General features: G+C 51.9%; 16 protein-coding genes and 1 riboswitch. Of the genes, 5 read left to right on the top strand and 11 right to left on the bottom strand.

Annotation, left to right across the window (positions count from 1 at the left end; translation table 11 throughout):
- Positions 1–159: 159 nt before the first annotated feature.
- The 8 genes from K2I50_RS09370 to K2I50_RS09335 form a co-directional block, all read right to left on the bottom strand.
- A complete protein-coding gene (locus tag K2I50_RS09370; RefSeq protein ID WP_301026057.1) occupies positions 160–408 on the bottom strand; it encodes a hypothetical protein in 249 nt (82 codons plus the stop codon).
- Positions 409–548: 140 nt separating this feature from the next.
- A complete protein-coding gene (locus K2I50_RS09365) occupies positions 549–2,912 on the bottom strand; it encodes a leucine-rich repeat protein (RefSeq protein ID WP_301026056.1) in 2,364 nt (787 codons plus the stop codon).
- 117 nt (positions 2,913–3,029) lie between these two features.
- Entirely contained in the window at positions 3,030–4,121 is a 1,092-nt protein-coding gene (locus K2I50_RS09360) for a glycosyltransferase family 4 protein (protein ID WP_301026055.1), read from the bottom strand.
- A gap of 29 nt (positions 4,122–4,150) precedes the next feature.
- Positions 4,151–5,545 carry a DUF389 domain-containing protein gene (locus K2I50_RS09355; protein ID WP_301026054.1) on the bottom strand — a complete coding sequence of 465 codons (1,395 nt, stop codon included), beginning with the start codon at positions 5,543–5,545 and terminating at the stop codon, positions 4,151–4,153.
- A gap of 11 nt (positions 5,546–5,556) precedes the next feature.
- Positions 5,557–7,044: a lipopolysaccharide biosynthesis protein gene (locus K2I50_RS09350; RefSeq protein WP_301026053.1), complete on the bottom strand. Its 1,488-nt coding sequence runs from the start codon at positions 7,042–7,044 to the stop codon at positions 5,557–5,559.
- A gap of 134 nt (positions 7,045–7,178) precedes the next feature.
- Complete coding sequence (ruvB, locus tag K2I50_RS09345) at positions 7,179–8,210, bottom strand: Holliday junction branch migration DNA helicase RuvB (RefSeq protein WP_301026052.1); 1,032 nt, start codon at positions 8,208–8,210, stop codon at positions 7,179–7,181.
- A 4-nt stretch (positions 8,211–8,214) separates the two neighbouring features.
- Positions 8,215–9,276 carry a glycosyltransferase family 9 protein gene (locus K2I50_RS09340; protein WP_301026051.1) on the bottom strand — a complete coding sequence of 354 codons (1,062 nt, stop codon included), beginning with the start codon at positions 9,274–9,276 and terminating at the stop codon, positions 8,215–8,217.
- Positions 9,263–9,868, bottom strand: a complete 606-nt coding sequence (locus tag K2I50_RS09335; RefSeq protein ID WP_301026050.1) for a DUF4254 domain-containing protein — start codon at positions 9,866–9,868, stop codon at positions 9,263–9,265. The genes K2I50_RS09340 and K2I50_RS09335 overlap by 14 nt, the downstream gene beginning before the upstream one ends.
- A 118-nt stretch (positions 9,869–9,986) precedes the next feature.
- Positions 9,987–10,207, top strand: a riboswitch (cobalamin riboswitch).
- 228 nt (positions 10,208–10,435) lie between these two features.
- On the opposite strand from K2I50_RS09335, the gene K2I50_RS09330 reads away from it, so the two are divergent.
- Positions 10,436–11,512 carry a uroporphyrinogen decarboxylase/cobalamine-independent methonine synthase family protein gene (locus K2I50_RS09330; RefSeq protein WP_301026049.1) on the top strand — a complete coding sequence of 359 codons (1,077 nt, stop codon included), beginning with the start codon at positions 10,436–10,438 and terminating at the stop codon, positions 11,510–11,512.
- A 358-nt stretch (positions 11,513–11,870) separates the two neighbouring features.
- Here the strand turns inward: K2I50_RS09330 and K2I50_RS09325 are convergent, their stop codons facing one another.
- Positions 11,871–13,868 (bottom strand): glycoside hydrolase family 97 protein, encoded by a 1,998-nt coding sequence (locus K2I50_RS09325; protein ID WP_301026048.1) that lies wholly within the window; start codon positions 13,866–13,868, stop codon positions 11,871–11,873.
- Between the two features lie 206 nt (positions 13,869–14,074).
- On the opposite strand from K2I50_RS09325, the gene K2I50_RS09320 reads away from it, so the two are divergent.
- From K2I50_RS09320 to K2I50_RS09305, 4 genes are all read left to right on the top strand, one after another.
- A complete protein-coding gene (locus tag K2I50_RS09320; protein ID WP_301026047.1) occupies positions 14,075–15,514 on the top strand; it encodes an alpha-amylase family glycosyl hydrolase in 1,440 nt (479 codons plus the stop codon).
- A 118-nt stretch (positions 15,515–15,632) separates the two neighbouring features.
- Complete coding sequence (locus tag K2I50_RS09315) at positions 15,633–16,280, top strand: thymidine kinase (RefSeq protein WP_301026046.1); 648 nt, start codon at positions 15,633–15,635, stop codon at positions 16,278–16,280.
- Between the two features lie 116 nt (positions 16,281–16,396).
- Positions 16,397–16,855 (top strand): NanQ anomerase/TabA/YiaL family protein, encoded by a 459-nt coding sequence (locus K2I50_RS09310; RefSeq protein WP_301026045.1) that lies wholly within the window; start codon positions 16,397–16,399, stop codon positions 16,853–16,855.
- A 69-nt stretch (positions 16,856–16,924) separates the two neighbouring features.
- Positions 16,925–17,692, top strand: coding sequence for a DUF3108 domain-containing protein (locus K2I50_RS09305; protein WP_301026044.1), 768 nt, complete (start codon positions 16,925–16,927; stop codon positions 17,690–17,692).
- Positions 17,693–17,700: 8 nt separating this feature from the next.
- On the opposite strand, the gene K2I50_RS09300 is transcribed toward K2I50_RS09305, so the two are convergent.
- Together K2I50_RS09300 and K2I50_RS09295 are read right to left on the bottom strand one after the other, a co-directional pair.
- On the bottom strand, positions 17,701–19,047 hold the full coding sequence (locus K2I50_RS09300; RefSeq protein ID WP_301026043.1) for an MATE family efflux transporter: 1,347 nt from the start codon (positions 19,045–19,047) through the stop codon (positions 17,701–17,703).
- Positions 19,048–19,070: 23 nt separating this feature from the next.
- A partial coding sequence (locus K2I50_RS09295; RefSeq protein ID WP_301026042.1) for a hypothetical protein occupies positions 19,071–19,277 on the bottom strand: 207 nt, incomplete at its 5' end.

The following is a 19,277-nucleotide window of genomic DNA, read 5'->3' as shown; positions in this document are numbered from 1 at the left end:
TCCCTCACTGCGCGAACACATCTGCACGACGCTTGACCGCCCCAGCGTTAACAAATATTGGTGAACGGGGTCTAAATTGTGGCAGGGGGTGTTTTTGTTTAGAGCTGGATTATATGAGGCACTTCACAAATAAGCGCAGCCTCTTTGTAATAATCACAGCTATGCTCCGGCACTCTCTGTGGCGTACTCGCGCACAGTCGGACTCTCGACATCCACGCCATACTCTCTGGCACGCGCAAGTATGGCACGTGCCAGTTTGGGCTTCAGCTCTTCAGGACAATAACGGAAATATGCTTCGGCCGCACGCACATGGGCGGCATCGGGCATAGGGTATTCACGACGCTCGGGAAGTCCGAACACACTGTCGGGCATATCCTTGCGCTCCTCGTAAGAAATTCTGTCGTTCATAACGCTCTTTATTTTCTGCAGAAAAAATTATCAGCAGTTCCGGTCGACCGGGACTGCTGATATATATAACGTACCGCTGACTACAGTGGTTAGCCGAAGCAATAGCCGTTAACAAATATTGGGAAACTGGAGCTTAGCTCTTATTTCATCAAACGCTTTTCGGTTGTCACAGAGCCGTCGGAGTATACAGTCTTTACAATATACAGAGACGATGCGGCAGGTGTGGAAACTCTGCGTCCCGACATGTCGTAATACTCGCGCGACACAGCCTCACGCTCTGCTGCAATAGCGTCCTCTATGCCCGACGAGGTGATATTAATATCTCCGTTGTAGAGTAATGTAAGCTGACCGAGGGCAGAATATCCCTTGATTTCATAAGAGTATGCGTTGCCCGCGCTCAGTCCTTCAAAGGTGTGGTTAAAGTTGCCGGCACCGATATTTTCGCCTTCGAGCACGTCGGTACGTATCTCACGGTCTCCGGCCGAAAGACGCAGTTCATATCTTACCGGAGTGCCGGTGTAGATATCATCGCCATATGCTTCCCAGGCCACAGTAGCAGAATTGCCGCTGATACTTACCGAAGGTGCACCCGGAAGCACATCATCATATGTAAGATTGGGATAAAGGGTGCTCCATGCCGAAGCATATGCCTCGGCCGAACCCTTTGGCACCTTGACTGTCGACTGCAGAGTCACCACATTGGCTCCGACAAGCACCGGAGGCTCTACCGCGAAGCTATAGAATACAGTCATATTGTTGCACGAAGAGCCGAGCGGACTCATCTTGGTGAGCGTCGAGGGGAGACTCATCCACTGCATCGCACTGCACATACCCATAATCGAAAATCCGCCTTCTCCCGCTATGCCGATAGTAGTGATACCCTCGGGAAATACCAGAGTGCTGATACCGGTAAGAGAGAATGCATTGTTGCCGATAGTAATATCGCGGTTGGGGAGTTTAATCGACTTGATGTTGGAGTCAGTGAAAAATGCCATGTCTCCTATGCTCTCCAGAGTTTCGGGAAAATCAAGTTCGGTAAGCCCGGGGCATCCGTAGAAAGCCGCCATGCCGATTGTCTTCAGATTCTTTGAGAACACTATGCCGGATAGTTTGGAATTGCTGTTGAATACATATCCCTCGATATCGGTTATCGACTCGGGCATCACATATACGTCGGTACGCGCTCCGGGATATGCAACAAGGTGGGTCTTGTCCTTGGTCACGACCACGCCATCGATATCGGTATAGTGAGAATTGGCCTCGTCGACCTTTATATTTTGCAAGGAAGTACAGCCGAACACCATCACCTCGCCGATTGTAGCTACATTCTTCGGTATGAAAAGTTCAGTGAGCGATGTGCACTGACGGAAGGCATTCTCGTCGACCAGCGTCACCGATTCGGGTATGTTGATTTCCGACAGCGACGAACAGCGGTTAAACATACTGTTGCTTATTGCAGTAAGGCCTGCGGGGAGCTCGACAGTCTTCAGCGACGAGCATCCATAAAATGCAGAGGAGCCGATTGCAGTGATGCCACTGTGGAGATTTATGGACTCAAGTCCGCTACAACCATAGAATATACCGTTGCTTAATACTGTAATACTTGCCGGAATCGACATGCTCTTAAATGATGCACAGCCATAGAAGCAGTTGGCATCGATGTAGGTGATGCTCTCGGGGAGAGTCACATCAGCGAGCGAGGCACATTCATAGAAAGCAGCCATGCCGAGTGTCCGGATTCCGTCCGGAAGTTTCACCTCAGACAGAGCGCCACAGCGGTAGAAAGCCTGATTGCCGATTTTCTCAAGCGATTCGGAAAGTGATATATTTACAAGTTTGGTACAGTTGCTGAAAGCACCGGCACCTATTGCGCGCACCGTCTCCGGAAGCTCTACTTTCGTCATACCGCAACCATAGAAAGCGCCATCTCCTATCGAGTCGAGCACAGCATTGAAGTGTATCGTTGAGAGCTTGCCACAGGAGGAGAAGGCATACCCACCAAGTGTTTTCATCTCGGCAGGTAGAGTGACCTCGGTAAGCGATGAGCAGGTGTTGAAAGCATAAGTATCTATTTCTTCAAGTTTGTCGGGTAACACCAGCGACGGTATAGCCGTGCAACTCGAGAAAGCGCTGCCCATCACACATGTAAGCGTAGAGGGAAAACTTACTTCGGTAAGCGCCGAACATTTATAGAATGCCCATTTGCCGATTGTGGCGATACCCTCGCCCATAGATACGCTCTTAAGCGACTTACATTCCTGGAAAGCCTGTTGCGCCACAGAGGTTACTGTATAGTCTTTGCCTTCGACCGTTACGGTTCCGGGGATATCGACACTGGTCATCTCTGTATAAGTAGTACTGCGAACCAGGGCAGCAGTACCGTCCGCTTCATTCAGGTCGTAGTACAAATCGCCGACCTGGACCGACTCTGCATATGCCGATAAAGCAGCGACCATAAAGACACCCACAGCCGACATACGCACAACATTGTAGAAATAGCTCATAATGTGTAATTGGTTTTATTGAAAATTACGATTGTTGTGTCATACAACTTCGCAAATTTAGCAATTTGTTTTCAATATCATAATCAATTACACTTTTTGTTGCAAAATTGATTGCAATTACATGCTTTTTCTATATGCTTCCGCAGTCTGTCGAGCAGTACGCTCCCATGAATATCCGCGCAACACAGCCGATGCCCTGCGCGTGAGCGAGCGTGTGGCGTCGCTGTCGTCGAGCACTCCGGCCACAGCCGCCGCTATCGCCTCAGGGTCGGTGGGGTCGAAATATACCGCTCCGTCGCGGGCCACCTCCGGGAAACAGCTCGTTGAGCTTACCGCTACCGGACATCCGGCGCCGAAAGCCTCCAGAATGGGCAGTCCGAACCCCTCGTAAAGCGAAGGATAAACAAAGCATGCGGCATGGCGGTAGAGCCACAGAAGCTGGGCATTCGTAGCCTGAACGGCTGTCACCTTGTCGCGGATGCCGAGCACATTGAGCAGCTTTGTCTCAGTGTCCGACAGCGGAGAGCCGGCACATACCAGACGCAGCCCTTCGTCGGCCTTGGCCAGCGACGCAAACGCCTCGGCCAGTCCGCTGAAATTCTTATACCCCTTGCGGTCGCCGACAAAAAGCAGATATGGCCCGGATATACCCTCTACAGCGACCTCACGCGATGAGAGTGAAGAATATCCGTGGTGTATCACATCGATTTTGCTCTCGTCGATACCGTAATACTCCACGATATCGCGACGGGTGTTCTCGCTGATGGCGATTATGCGCGATGCCGCCATGGCGAGCTTCTTCTTGCGCCGTATCACCTTGCGGGAGTCGGGCAGCAGGTCGGGATAGCGCTCATGGGTGAAGTCGTGGACTGTAAGCACAAACGGCTTTCTCCCGATAGCATTCATGAAGTAATCGTTGTAGTAGGTAGGATGGAATATATCAAAATCACCCGCCCTCAGCTGCTGACGCGCCATAGAGTTGTCGGCCCACTCATAGAGCTTCTTGCGCAGACGAAACGAGCCTATGTCGAGACGTTTGACAGGCAGTTTCATACCAAGGTCGGCCAGATATGCGTTCTCACTGAAAAACGGCGCCGGCAATACCGGGCTGATCCCTTTGGGCATATGGCGCATCAGCTCTACAAAATAGCGGGATATACCGCCGAATCTCTGCCAGGCAAACACCTGGGTATCATATAGTACTTTCATTTTAACCTTTTGATTGCAATTTGCAGCAGCTACTTTTTTTGACTCGTCTTTTTTGACAAAACGGTCGATGATATAATATCGATGTTGGAGTAGCCGAGGCGAGCCTGGAGATATTCCTTGAGTTTCTCTTCCTGGGCGCGGGAAATCGGCGAACGGTACTGCACGAGAGCCACATTGATGGTATCGAGAATCTTAGTGTCTACATTGCTGACAATGCCGCGCGTGACGGCTATATCCCTCACCTGTGGGAACAATACCTTGATTTCAGGCGAGATAGTGGCGCCGATGGTATCGTTGCGTGCTATCACATCGGTCACGGCACGCAGAGAGTCAATCTCCTGTCGCTGTGCGTTGATGGTGTTCTGCGTCACCTGGTATATGTCGCGCACCATCGTCGACGTAATCTCGCCGGGATTCACCTGCACACTGTTGTCGCCCTGGATGATACGCAACTGAGTGCCCGCGATGCCAAAGCGTGCGAGCTGTGGTGTAAGAGCCATTGTCAGAGAGTCCTCCGGGAGCAGACGCCCCATAAGCGTCACCGTAAGAGTGCGCTCACCACGACCATCCTCCTTGGCCTTGTACGACAGCACCTGAGTGGCGGGAAAGTCAAAATTCTGCTCGACAAAACGTCCGCAGGCAGTCTGGAAAGCGTTGGTACGGTACATACGGTAGGTCATGAATCCGGCCGGAACCATCGTGAGCAGTGCCACTGTATACACCGTGCGGCGCACGCGCTTGGCGCGGACAGGATTGGAGAAGTCAGTCACCTTGTATTTCATCGCTTTCACGCCAAGTGTTGTAGCACAGGCGATAAACACCGAGTTGATAAAAAACAGATAGAGGGCGCCGAGGAAGTAGTTCATCTGCCATGTGGCAAGTCCATAGCCTACGGTACATAGAGGCGGCATGAGCGCCGTGGCGATTGCCACTCCGGGTATCACATTGCCCTTGGTCTTGCTCCCGATGGCGATAATGCCGGCAGCTCCGCCAAAAAATCCGATAAGCACATCGTAGATAGTGGGCGACGTGCGGGCCAACAGCTCGCTATGCCCCTCATTGACCGGAGATATAAGGAAATAAACCGCAGAAGTGGCTATCGAAAACGCCGTGGCCATAAACAGATTGCGGAACGAGCGCTTCATCAGGTCGAAATCCTGGATACCGACAGCCAGCCCCAGCCCGATAATAGGCCCCATGAGCGGAGAGATAAGCATCGCGCCAATGATGACCGCCGTAGAATTGACATTGAGCCCGAGCGATGCTATGAATATGGCCATAATAAGCACCAGTAGATTGGTGCCGCGAAACGACACGCCCTCTCTTATCGTCTCCTCAGCCTCCGACTGTGGCAGAAGAAAAGAGGTAAGGTCGAAATAATCCTTTATGGCCCCGGAGAAGGCCTTTAAATCTATCTGTTTCATATGCATGTATATTATCTGTGGACTCTGCGGGGTATTATCATCGCAAGGGATAGATGCTCGCGACGCATCACAACAAAGCCATACACAGCGAGCAGTGCGCCGCGGTAGATGAAGTCGGCCCAGTGCGAACCGAGGTCTATGCAGCAACCGAGCGGATAAAGCACGGCGGCAAGCCCGACATAAAACATCAGGCGTCCCACATTATAGCCTATCGGATATTTCACCTTGCCTACAAAATAGCTTGCCACCATCATCACACCGTAACAGCAGAAGGCCGCCCAAGCACAGCCCATGTAGCCGTAACGCGGCACGAGCAGCACGTTAAGCACTACCGTGACGGCCAGTCCGAGCAGGGAAAACCATGTACCCCATACGGTCTTGTCGGTAAGTTTGTACCATAGCGACAGGTTGAAAAACACTCCGAAGAAGAATTCCGCAGCCATTATCACCGGCACTACCTTAAGGCCGGCCCAATAGTCGGGACGCACGAAGTAGCGCAATATGTCGAGATAGTACATGACACCGAGAAAGATAAACATGGCGAAAATCACGAAATATTTCATCGCGTCGCGGTAGGCCTGCAACTTGTTGTCGCCACGTTCGCGGCTCTGCGAAAAGATAAACGGCTCGTAGGCGAAACGGAATGCCTGGATAAACATCACCATCACTATGGCTATCTTGTAGTTGGCGCCGTATATGCCCAGGCCGGCCATCGCGTCGGAAGTGGCAAGCACAGGATACAGTATCTTGTCGAGAGTCTGGTTCATGATGCCAGCAATGCCGAGCACAAGCAGAGGAAACGAGTAGGCAAGCATCTCGCGCAGCAGACGCCCGTTGAATATAAGCGGTATGTGGACTATATCGGGGAGAAGCATCACCAGTGTCACCGCCGAAGCGATAAGGTTGCTGAGGAATATGTAGCCTATACCGAAGTCAGCCACATAAAACCACTCGACCCACCCGGGAGCTACGCGCATAAGCCACGGACACACCAGCAGAAAAAAGATATTGAGCAATATGTTGAGGCCGATATTCACCAGCTTGAGCATGGCGAAACGCACCGGACGCTTCTTATAGCGCAGATAAGCGAACGGTATGCACGAATATGCGTCAATGGCCACGGCGAGCGCCATCATCCATAAATAACTCTCATGTCCGCCACACTCCATGGCCCGGCTTACAGGCTCCAGAAACAACAGCACGAGGGCGAAAAAAAGCGTCGATGTAAATCCAAGCGACGTGAGCGAGGTAGAGTATACCTCATCGGGATTGCTATAGCGCTCGTGGTTGGCAAAACGGAAAAAACCTGTCTCCATGCCATAGGTAAGGATAATCAGTGCGAGCGCTACGATTGAGTAGACATAAGTGACCACTCCATACATGTCCTCGGGAAACAGACGGGTGTAGAGCGGGACGAGACACCAGTTGAGGAAGCGTCCCACTATAGAACTGACACCATAGATAGCGGTGTCCTTTGCCAGTGATTTTACTCCGGCCATATAAGTTTAAGAGCTTGTTTAATAATAAAGAAGCGGCACACAACCGCTTCATGACAGATATCTCCGGCCCTGTAGCGACGAAATCCGATGTTGCCGAGATGGCATCACAGGATTATGCACCGCGACACAGTCGTCTATGAGAAGAGCGACATTCCATCGGAGTCGGGCCTGATGCCAAGATGTGAGTAGGCCAGCATCGTCACCTCCCTGCCCCTTGGAGTACGCTTTATGAAGCCCTCCTTGATGAGGAAAGGCTCATACACCTCCTCGAGCGTCCCCGGGTCTTCGCCGAGCGCCGTAGCGATGGTGGTAAGGCCGACAGGACCGCCGCGAAACTTATGTATGATAGTCGTGAGTATCTTGTTGTCAATCTCGTCGAGACCATATCGGTCGATATTGAGAGCCTCCAGGGCATAACGCGCAATTTCCGGGTCAATGATACCGCACCCCTTTACTTGCGCGAAATCACGCACACGGCGCAGCAGGCGGTTGGCTACACGGGGGGTGCCGCGGCTGCGGAGCGCTATCTCATGGGCCGCCTCGGCTGTACACTTGACTCCGAGAAGTCCGGCCGAGCGCAACACAATACGCTCAAGCACCTCGTGGTCGTAGTACTCCAGATGGCAGTTGATGCCGAAGCGCGCACGCAACGGCGATGTAAGCAGACCGCTGCGGGTAGTGGCTCCAATAAGAGTGAACGGAGCAAGAGTAAGCTGCACCGTACGCGCCCCCGGCCCCTTGTCAATCATTATGTCTATACGGTAATCCTCCATGGCCGAGTACAGATACTCCTCGACCACGGGGCTCAGACGATGTATCTCGTCGATAAAGAGCACATCGTTTTCCTCAAGCGAGGTAAGCAGTCCGGCCAGGTCGCCCGGCTTGTCGAGCACGGGGCCTGATGTTATCTTGAATCCTACGCCAAGCTCGTTGGCGATAATCTGCGACAGAGTCGTCTTGCCCAGACCGGGAGGACCATGCAGGAGAACATGGTCAAGCGATTCGCCACGCATCTTGGCAGCGGCGACAAACACGCGGAGATTCTCTACGATTTTGTCCTGACCGCTGAAAGCGCTGAACCCGGAGGGGCGCAGCGCTCGTTCAATGTCGTTTTCCGTACGGTCGGACGATAGCGATGAGTCACGTATGTCGAAGTCGTTGTTCATTAAACTATTCGATGATTGACTTTACTTTTTTAATGATTATCTGTGGAGAAATACCACGCAGACAGTGGTAATCGCCACGCATACACGGCTTGTTGCCGAAAACGGAGCAGGGACGACATGTCATAGGCAGCTGTATGATGTCGTTCTCATGCTGACGGTATCCCTTGAATCCGCAATACGAGTGTGTGGCTCCCCATATGCTTACGACTCTCACACCTACCAGCGACGCGAGATGCATGTTGGCAGAGTCCATGGTGACGATTGTGTCGAGATAGCTCAGAAGCGCCATCTCTACCGGGAAGCCATGCTTTTTGTCGGCAAGAGACACGACTCCAGGATATGTCTGAGCCCAGCGCCCGAGAATCTCGCGCTCATAGTCGCCACCGCCGAAGAGGAATATCCTCACTCCGGGAGTACTTGAGAGTTCCTCAACCACTTTCTCCATCTGCTCAGGCGGATATATCTTGCCCTTATGCTTGGCAAAAGGCGCTATTCCCACCCATTTTTCGCCGGGAGCCTTAGGGGGAGTGATAGAACTGAAGATAGCAGGATCGGCCGCACCGTCGTAGATACTGGCGAAAGGCTCCTCCATCGAAAATCCGAAGCGATAGAACACCTCACGGTAACGGGCACGAGAGGAGATGAGCGGGAGCATCACCTTGTTGCGCGGACGTGTCAGAGCACGCTTATGCATACGCCCCTTTCGTATTGTATGCACAGAAACTCCGCGCAACAGTCCCGACAGCGATATCATATAGCTGCGCAGCACTCCGTGGAGATCGGCCACAGCATTGATGTCATACTCTTTCTTCAGCTTTGCAAACAGACGCCACAGGGCGTAGGCATGAGGATATTCGGTCTTGAAATCAATACCGAGCACGACCAGATTGGCAGGCGGATTGATAAAGAGCGACGCCTGCGACTTCTTGGTAAGGAATATGAAGCGTGTATCCGGATTGCTGCGACATACGGAGTATACCACAGGGATGGTCATGGCCACATCTCCGAGAGCGGAGAAACGCATGACCAGCACGTTGCGGGGGAGTCCCTCTTTATTTTTTGGCATAAAGCACAGGGTTGGTGGCCGGGTCGTTGTACATCTTCATCTGCCGGTACACCTTCATGTACTTGCGTCCGGCTTCGATATCTGCAAGCAGCATATCGATGGCCGCCGTAAGGTCTTTCTCCTGCTCCAGGAGTATATCGAGCTTGCCGCGGCAACGGGCCACATGGGCTTCGTCGGCATCAGTGCGCTCGGTCTCGGCATTCATGTGATAAATCTTCACGGCCAGAATCGACAGGCGGTCGATGGCCCATGCCGGAGTCTCTGTGTTGATGGTGGCATCGGGAAGAGGAGCCACGTCCGCATATTTGTCGCGGAAATATGTGTCAATCTGCTCTACCATATCGGTACGCACTTGATTGGAGGCGTCGATACGGCGCTTAAGCACCAATGCCTCAGCCGGGTCAATAGCCGGGTCACGTATCAGGTCCTCGAGATGCCATTGTACTACGTCGACCCAGTTTTTTGCAAACAGCACATGCTCGAATGTCCCTTCTCCATAAGGGTTGGGGCAGGGTGTGTCTACATTATCTGTCTGATGATATGCCTCTGTAGCGTCGGCAAATATCCTAAAGGCTTTCTTTGCAAGTTCCATATCAGCGGAAATCTTAGGGTTGTAAAACACAAAGATAACATCTACATTCGAATCCTCCAACTTTTTCTACAGCCAAGAAACTTTTCCGGCATATCGCCGGCAATTTCGAAAAAATACCTATCTTTGCACCCGCATTGGTTCGAGCCATAATGTACCACAATCCCATTACGGCCGATTAAAAGGGAAGCCGGTGAAAATCCGGAGCAGACCCGCTACTGTAAGTCCTATGCAACGTCGCGGCATACCAAGCCATTGACACCGCCAGCATGAATCAAGGTGTTGAGAAGGCCAACCGCAACGGGGACAAGCCAGGAGACCTGCCATGCCTCAATTATTTCAACAATCTCGCGGATTAGATTTTGAAGTGAACACAGCAACCGGCCATAACCATCAGGCATTGTCAGAGAGTCAGAAACGCGACTCCGCCTTTCCTGCTGTCCGCCCCCTGCAACGAGGGGACGGCAATGATGCTTTCGCATATTTTACTTCCGGCAATCCACTCCCTATGGCTTCACTTCAGTTCTTTTTCACGTCACATTCAATCTCAACGTGTAAAAGTATTGACAAATGCTAAGTGATTTTTTATCTGCCCTGAAGTTTGATACAATCGGCAGCTTTGCAGCACCTGAGGGCACTTCGCCCGACATAATCGTAAAAGCCCAGATAGCCTCCGGACTGAGGATACTCACCGACGGACACATACACCGCAAAGAATGGGACAATTCATTCTTCAAAGGACTCGCGGGCCTGAAAGAGACAGTAATCGAGTCGGGACACATATACCAGGAATGTCCTGCGATGACCACCCTGCTCCGCCTCACGGGCAGAATCGCAGCAGACGACATGAATCCGGCCAAAGAGGAATTCAAGGCTCTAAGAGATATTACTCCCGAAGGCCACATAATCAAGCAGACAATGCCTGCGCCGTCCCATCTTCTGGCAAAAATGATGGATGACAATGCCTGGAAATCAATCTACAACACTACGGAAGAACTGTGCCTGGATATAGCCGCAGCCTACAGAAAAATGCTTTCGGACCTCTACAGCGAAGGATGCAGGTTTGTGCAGTTTGACGACTGCTCCTGGGAGCCTATGATGTATGCCGGAGGCATAAAATGCCTGCTGCAGGGCGGAACAGATATCGAAAGATACATATCACTCCTCATTGACATCAACAACGACTCAATAGCCGGACTGCCTTGCGACCTGACCACAGCGCTATATGTATGTCGTGGCAGCTATGACTCTCCACGCTACCGTCAAGTCGACTACAGCCTTATCGCACCGCGCCTTTTCGCCAAAAGCAACGTGGACATGTTTTATCTCGACCTCAATGTAGACTCGGCAAACGACTATTCCATGCTAAAGTATATGCCTGATGGCAAAAAAGTGATGCTGGGCATTGTATCGCCGTTCGACACACCGGATGACCCGTCGCAGTTTATCAAATACAATCTGAACGAGGCGTCGATTTACTGTGGCTCACTCTATCCGGGCATCTCTTTCCGCTGCGGAATGAATAATCCCTCATCACTTCTCCCCTCCCCCGAAACCCAATGGGCCAAAGTAGAACGCCTCAACAAAATTGTGATGGAAATATGGCGACAGCATGCAACATGGCAGCATATGCAGCATAGCTTGTAGTGCCATTCCAAATGATATTTTTCTTTATTGTCTGTAACTCCTACATGACGCCACAAGTCCGTCGTGATGACGTACTTGTGGCGAGGCAGGAGTCATCTATCACAGACTGCCCGATTTTTCTCTTAAAGAATGTTGGGATTTCTCCAATAAACATTGAAATAATATGACAACATAATTCATACTCGATAATTGACATAAATCGCGCTATAACAACAAGACTCTTTTCTGCGATTTATACAGCAGACCTGCCGTAGTATAAAGTATATACCCGACAGGTCTGCATTTTTTATTCGACTATTAGACCCCGTTCCCCAGCGTTAACAAATATTGGGGAACGGGGTCTAAACTATTAAGCCACCTAATCCCTGACAGGAGCAAGAGTTACGGCCTGTCCGCCGGTAGGAGCCATCTGTATGGTGAGAGTGTCGGACGATGTAACCGTGCGCGACGAGATAGACAGCTTAGAGAGGTCGCCCGACTCGATATCGTCGGCGTATATATCGGCTGTATATTCCTTACCCTCAGGCAGGAAAGTCAGTGGCAGTTCCAAGGTACGAGCCTCACTGTCGGTACCGGCGCCGATGAAGTAGCTTTCACCCGCACGGCGTGCCACCACGATATACCGGCCAATCTCGCCCATAAGCGCCTCCGACCAGTCGCAGTCGGCATTGAAGTCACGGAAGAACTTGAATCCCGGCTGACCGTCGTAATTCTCGATAAGGTCGGAAGCCATCTGCAGTGGCGAGTATATAATCACCCAGTTGGCTATCTGACGAGCCAGAGTAGTCTTTATGCAGCAATGGGCGTTGGGACCGTTCCACTCCAGACGTCCCTTGTCGGCCTTGGCGCGAGCGTAGTTGATGTCAAATATTCCGGGAGTATAGTCCATGGGGCCTGACAGCAGGCGCACAAAAGGAAGTATACACAGGTAGTCGGCACTGTTGCCCTCCGACCATGCGTTCCACTCCATACCGCGGGCACCCTCGCGGGTCATCATATTGGGCCAGGTGCGGCGTATGCCGGTCTCTTTTATCGGCTCGTGGGCATCTACCATCAGCTGATAGCGTGCGGCAGTCTCCACAACTTTCTGATAGTGGCGCACACCATACTGGGAGTGATGGTAGTATCCACCCTTGAATCCACCGGCATATCCGGTCTTTACGGTGTGTATGCCGAGCGATTGATAGTAGGCGAAAGCGCTGTCGAGCACAGCCTCATATTCAGGGATGTTGCCTCCGGTCTCATTGTGAGCCCAAAGCTCTATGCCATTGGCCGCTGCATAACGCGCTATGGAGTCGATGTCGAAGTCGGCATAGGCTTTTATGTAGTCGAAATGCTGGTTTCCGCCCCAGTTTTCCCAGCCTTCGTTCCAACCCTCGAAGAGTACTCCCTGTATGTCGTTGGCCTTGGCAAAGTCGATATGACGTATGGCGTTGGCAGTGGTGGCACCATGTCGCGGACCCATGGTCCAGGTCTGTGTGCCGAGATGCATGCCCCACCATACTCCGACATACTTCTGTGGTTTTATCCAGGATACATCATCAATCTTACAAGGCTCGTTAAGGTTGAGTATCATGGCCGAATTAATGAGATCGGTAGCCTTGCGGCCAATCTGGATTGTACGCCAGGGGGTGGTAAAGCGCGACGGTGTCACCGCCTTCACCCCGTCGGGCATAGGCGCAAGCGCCGCACGCAATGTGCGTAGAGCCGAAGTGTCGCGTCTGAGAGTCATCTCGGGAAAGTCGTACAGCGCGGCTTCATGTATGGAACCGAACACCCGTGTGGAGTCGGTCATGAAGGTAAACGGAGTGTTGGCGTCGGACACACTGTCGACAGGCAGCACCCTGTAATTCTTCTCGTATGAATCAAAATCGGCAGGTATCGACCATGAAGTGGTAGCCTCGGCGAATGCAAACTCCGTCAACTCGTCCATTACCGTTATGGAGTCGCGTCCCGCGGCCTCCCACTCGTAGCGGAAAGCCACACCGTCGTCAAACGCGCGCACACGAAGGGTCATGGTAAGCGCAGAATCTGCAAGCGTCATCGCCATCTCGTTGTAATGGTCGCGTATCTCTTTGTTCTCACCCCAGGGCTGATGCCACACGGTATCGGCCTCAGCGAATGCAAGCGACATCCCGGCATCGGGAGCGGAGACAAGCCCGTCGGCCACAAATCCCAGACGCGATGGTAGAATCAGCGGGCGTCCGTCGACATCTACCCGGTAGCTGAGCGAGGAATCAGTACGGTCGAGAGCAAGCGTAATACGCCCGTCGGGCGACTGCACGACAGGCTCTGATTTCGAACATCCGACAGCTACAATACCAAGGGCTGCTACAATAAGTAATTCGTTTCTCATCGGTTTTTGATATTGTTGTTGTGATATAAGTCTCTGAGTATGTTCTACAAAGGTACACAATAGTTTTAACCGCGCAACAATCATTAGTCACGAAAAATTTGGCGTTTAGACAATAATACTTTATTTTTGCGCAATAAGGTCTATTGGGAGTATGACGGCACCTTATCGTCCTCAATGCAAGTCCATTCATAAAGCTATATATGGTCATGAGAAAGCTAATATTGTTTACCATCGTCGCCGGAGCGGCAGCATGCCTGGCAGTCGCATGCACCACCCGCGGCAGTAAGAACTCAAAGGCACATATCGCCGACAGCACGGCCACAACTGTAGTCCACCCCGAATGGTCGGAAAATGCAGTTATTTACGAGGTAAACCTCCGACAATATACCCCGGAAGGCACTGTAGGAGCTTTTTCCAGGCATCTGCCTCGGCTTAAAGAACTTGGCGCCGACATATTATGGCTCATGCCCGTACACCCCATATCAGAAAAAGAGCGCAAGGGCACGCTCGGCAGCTACTATGCAGTAGCCGACTATAAGGCTTTCAATCCGGAATTCGGAACAATGGATGATTTCAAGGATATGGTGAGAAAAGCCCATGAAATGGGATTCAAGGTAATAATCGACTGGGTGCCCAACCATACCGGATGCGACAACCGATGGGTGGTCGATCATCCCGACTGGTACGTGCGCGACGAGGACGGTGCGTTAGTATCGCCTTATGACTGGACCGACGTATACAAACTCGACTATTCCAACAATGAAATGCGCGACGCTATGGCCGATGCTATGGCGTTCTGGCTGCGCGAGGCCGATATCGACGGATTCAGATGTGACGTTGCCGGAGAGGTGCCGACCGATTTCTGGGATGATACCCGCAAGAAGCTCGAGGCCGTGAAGCCCGGTATATTCATGCTCGCCGAGGCAAGCAAACCCGAACTACAAAAGAACGCTTTCGACATGGGCTATAACTGGCCTATGAAAGATCTTTTCAACGCCATTGCCGCCACCTCCGGCCAGAACACCTATCTGCGGCCCGACAGCACCGCTGTGAGCTATCCGGAAAAACACGCCATCGACATCGACACACTGCTGGCCAAGCAGTCGATAGAGTATCCCGCAGGCACATACATGATGAATATGATTACCAACCACGACCTCAACTCGTGGGAAGGCACTGAATTCGAGCGCCTCGGCAATCTCACCCAAGCGATGGCAGTCCTTACATACACACTCCCGGGAATGCCGCTCATATATACCGGACAGGAAACCGGGCTCGACCGCGCGCTGGAGTTCTTCGAAAAGGATGTGCCGCCCACATGGACGCCCCGCAACGACTACTTCGAATTCTATCAGAAACTCAACCATCTGAAACATACCCATCCGGCCCTAAGAGCCGGAGCATCAGGTGCCGACATGAAGCGCTATCCTACCACGAGCGACGACATATACGCTTTCAGCCGCAAGGATGACGGAGGTGCCACAATATATGTATTCGCCAACCTCGGCAACTCGGATACTCCGGTGGAGTATACAGGGGAAGCTCCCGCTAAAGATATCACAGCTGTCAACTTCTTCACAGGCAGAACCGATGAGTTCCCTACAACACTCAGTGCCGGGGAATATCACATATACGTATCGCGATAAGAGCCGGTGGGACAATATTGCGGAAAATCATGCTGCGGATAGCCTCTCTTTGCCGCGGATTCACTATCTTTGGGGTCACAATCCTAACCCTGAAAGCATGTATGGCACCCATTGCTGAATGATACATGCACCAAAGACAACCATGGACCGCAAAGGCAAACTATACTTCCGATACGGCACGATGGGCTCAGCCAAAACAGCCCTGCTCCTTACCCAGGCCTACAACTTCGAGGAGCGAAAGATGACCTATGTATGTATGAAGCCGGTCGTCGACACACGCGAGAAAGACAATGTAATACGCTCCCGAATCGGCATAGAGCGCAGATGCAGCTGGATATACGCCGATACGGATCTGTATCTGATGATTCGCGACCTGTTCGGACGAGCCGGAGCCGTAATCGACTGGATACTCATTGATGAAGCGCAGTTTCTGTCGGCCGAGCAGGTCGACCAGCTTGCACGCATAGTCGACGACTATGGAAGCAATGTGATATGCTACGGACTGCGCACGGATTTCCGAACCCACCTCTTCGAAGGCTCGCGACGCCTGTTTGAAATCGCCGACTCTATCGACGAGATAAAGAGCACATGCTCCTGCGGACGCAAGACCATAGTAAACGCACGTATCGACTCCAACGGCGATTTTGTGACAGAAGGACAGCAGCTCGAAATCGGAGGCGACGACCGGTACATAGCGGTATGCCGCAAATGCTGGCGAAACAACCGTATCGAGCAGTCGGCACGCCATGCCCTGCCTCTGCTGTAAGACATAGATTACTCCGTATGTACACCTCGGTATAGCACACACTTAAACCATCCCCTCATTCGAAAGTCAACTATATATACTACTGAATTGTTTTAACCCAATAATACCCTCTGACAATGGTAATAGGAAATCTTACCGACACTTTCCGCTACGATACCCTGTCGCCGGCTATCGCCGACGCTCTTGCATGGGTAAAGGCCAATATCGGAATGCCCGGCTTCGAGGCCGGAAAGAAAATAGTTCTTGCCGACGGCGACATAGTAGTCAACTGCCAGGAAGTCGACCTGAAACCGGCCGAAAAAGCCCTGATGGAAGCCCATCGCGACTGGATTGACATACAGGTATCAATCGACACACCCGAACTAATGGGATGGTCGCCCCTGTCGGCCTGCCACGACACCGTGCAGGAATACGACAGCGAAAAAGACTGCCTGCTTGTCGCCGACAAGCCCCAGTGTCTTGTGCCGATGCTCCCGGGACAGTTCATGATATTATATCCCGAGGACGCACACGCGCCAAACATCGGCGAGGGACGCCACCGCAAGTATGTAGTGAAAGTGCGCGTGGGCAAATAACTCGATTCTTACACACCGTGGTATGCATCGGCCCGGGCCGATGCATACCCGAAAACATATTCAGACCTCATGACACGTATTAAAAATTTGTTGTTCGCTCTGTTTTTGGCTGTTGCTGTCATATCGCCGGCATATGCTCTTGATCTCCCCGACGAGGACCTCAACTATATCGTGTTGTACAAATGGGGACTGATCAACAAGGATGCCGCCTCGGCCACCCTGTCGCTGCGCAGCGACGGCGCCGACTATCGCGCGCAACTCGCGGCCTCGACGCTACCGTGGGCCGACAAGGTATTCCGCGTGCGCGACACACTCCAGGTAAGGATACAGAAGGCCGGATGCCTCCCTGAGATATACCGCAAGATAACCCATGAAGGTGGCACATACAACCGTGATGTGGTAAAATACTCACGCGCCGGCAATGAGGTGACAGGCCATGCAACACGCATGCGACAGAAAAACGACGGTCCCGTAATGCGCTTTGACACTACGCTATATGCTACCGGCCCTACGTTCGACATGCTCTCCATATTCTATTACCTGCGCCAGTTTGACTATCCTACAATGAGCGTAGGCTCGCAGATTCATGCCGCCCTTTTCTCAGGAAAGAATGTAGAGCAGATAACAGTGACATATCGCGGCACACAGCGGGTGAAAATCAAGGGACGCCAGTGGGATGCATACTATCTCACATTCTCATTCACCCACAAAGGAAAACCAACGGGAGAGACTATGTATACCTGGATATCTACCGACGCCCAGCGCATACCTCTCAAAGTCGAGGGCAAACTGCCACTGGGCAAGGTACAGGCTCTATACACCGGAGGCACGGAGTGACGGCATCTCTACCGTCGTGTAGAGCGCAGAAAGAAATATAGAAACAGGGCTGCCGCAAGAAACAGGCTTACCGAGAAACTCATGATGATGCCGTATGTGCCGAGGCCAAGCGGAAATCCCATAAGATAAGTGGCAGGAACTCCTACTACAACATAGCTTACAAAGGCTATCCATATCATAGGCATGACATGTGAGGTGCCGCGCAGAGCATTGGCGAAATTAATCTGAGTGGCGTCGCCGAGCTGATACACGACCAAGGGCACTATCAGGGCCACAGTAGCTTCTATCACTCTCACATCCTCGGTAAAGGCATGTATCATATCGCGCTCGAAGAATATGAATATCAGCGAGGATATGGTGGCAAGCGTAAGTATTATATGGTAGCCGGCAAACGCAACCCTGCGCATCTCGCGCCTGTCGCTCAGTCCGGCGGCATTGGCCACAAGCACCGACACCGCATTACCCATGCTATAGTAGATGCAAAAACCGAGAGTACCGGTGATGACTATAATCTGAAATGCAGCGAGCGATATAGCTCCAAGCCATCCTGCCATTACCGCGGCAAATGTAAATGAACCCGACTCGAATGTCATCTGCATGGATACCGGCCACGATGTGCGGTTGACCTGCATGGCCATGCGGCGTGTCATCCGGCCACGACGGAATCCCCGGAAATACTCGCTGAATTCTTTCCTGAAACAGAATATGGCGATTACCGTCAGCGGACATATTATGCGCGCCGTGAGGGTGCTTACTCCGGCGCCCATCAGTCCGAGTTCGGGCATGCCCCAGTTACCATAGATAAACACATAGTTGCCCAGAATATTTACAGCATTGGCGCCCAATACAATCCACATCGGCAGACGCGTGCGGTTGATGGCGAAAAGCCACTGGGCGAACACATTGAAAAGCGATATCGGGAGCAGTCCCGCCAGCACTATAAGGTAGTACGGACGTATCAGCGGGAGCAATTCCTCAGGCTGTCCCATGCGGTCGAGATTAAGCCACACAAGAGTCATAACAGCCGTCACAATCAGCGTGAACGCTATATTGAGCCATACGCCTGTGCGTATCATCGCGCCTATAGTGTCGAAACGCTTCTGAGTAAACAGTGCGCCGATAAGCGGAGTAAGGCCATATGTAAACCCCATGCAGGCAAAGTTGGCCACATTAAACACATTGTTGACAAACGACGCCGACGCAAGGGCCTCGGTCGAATATCGTCCTACCATTATATTGTCGGCAAAGGCCACGACAATCATGCCAAGCTGGCCTATCAGTATGGGTATACCCAGACGAATTATCGACCCGTAATACTCCTTATAATTTTTCCAGAATTCCTTCACTCGATTCATTAGAGACTCTTTTTTAGAAAATGTTACCGGCTTTCAATGCCGTACGACTTTGCAAAGTTACGGAAAATGCCGGAATGACAATCCTTATCACCACCGCTACAGGCAATAAGGAGGGCAAGCACTCGACGATTGACCGCCCTGGCGACAACATTCATTATTAGAGCTTGTTTAATAATAAATGTTGCCGCCAGGGTCGTATAGCTTGAGACGATTTTCGACATGTGACGAAG

Origin of the sequence: Muribaculum sp. (assembly GCF_029051885.1) — a bacterium.
In the GTDB taxonomy this organism is placed as follows: Bacteria; Bacteroidota; Bacteroidia; order Bacteroidales; family Muribaculaceae; genus Muribaculum.
Note: the sequence above shows the minus strand (reverse complement) of the source record. Positions and strands in the feature narration are given on the sequence as shown.

Coding starts and splice junctions, on each gene's coding strand:
- K2I50_RS09340 (WP_301026051.1), bottom strand. CDS start 9,276: ATGCCAAAAAATAAAGAGGGACTCCCCCGCAACGTGCTGGTCATGCGT.
- K2I50_RS09370 (WP_301026057.1), bottom strand. CDS start 408: ATGAACGACAGAATTTCTTACGAGGAGCGCAAGGATATGCCCGACAGT.
- K2I50_RS09300 (WP_301026043.1), bottom strand. CDS start 19,047: ATGAATCGAGTGAAGGAATTCTGGAAAAATTATAAGGAGTATTACGGG.
- K2I50_RS09320 (WP_301026047.1), top strand. CDS start 14,075: ATGAGAAAGCTAATATTGTTTACCATCGTCGCCGGAGCGGCAGCATGC.
- K2I50_RS09365 (WP_301026056.1), bottom strand. CDS start 2,912: ATGAGCTATTTCTACAATGTTGTGCGTATGTCGGCTGTGGGTGTCTTT.
- K2I50_RS09360 (WP_301026055.1), bottom strand. CDS start 4,121: ATGAAAGTACTATATGATACCCAGGTGTTTGCCTGGCAGAGATTCGGC.
- ruvB (WP_301026052.1), bottom strand. CDS start 8,210: ATGAACAACGACTTCGACATACGTGACTCATCGCTATCGTCCGACCGT.
- K2I50_RS09335 (WP_301026050.1), bottom strand. CDS start 9,868: ATGGAACTTGCAAAGAAAGCCTTTAGGATATTTGCCGACGCTACAGAG.
- K2I50_RS09325 (WP_301026048.1), bottom strand. CDS start 13,868: ATGAGAAACGAATTACTTATTGTAGCAGCCCTTGGTATTGTAGCTGTC.
- K2I50_RS09350 (WP_301026053.1), bottom strand. CDS start 7,044: ATGGCCGGAGTAAAATCACTGGCAAAGGACACCGCTATCTATGGTGTC.
- K2I50_RS09355 (WP_301026054.1), bottom strand. CDS start 5,545: ATGAAACAGATAGATTTAAAGGCCTTCTCCGGGGCCATAAAGGATTAT.
- K2I50_RS09330 (WP_301026049.1), top strand. CDS start 10,436: ATGCTAAGTGATTTTTTATCTGCCCTGAAGTTTGATACAATCGGCAGC.
- K2I50_RS09305 (WP_301026044.1), top strand. CDS start 16,925: ATGACACGTATTAAAAATTTGTTGTTCGCTCTGTTTTTGGCTGTTGCT.
- K2I50_RS09315 (WP_301026046.1), top strand. CDS start 15,633: ATGATACATGCACCAAAGACAACCATGGACCGCAAAGGCAAACTATAC.
- K2I50_RS09310 (WP_301026045.1), top strand. CDS start 16,397: ATGGTAATAGGAAATCTTACCGACACTTTCCGCTACGATACCCTGTCG.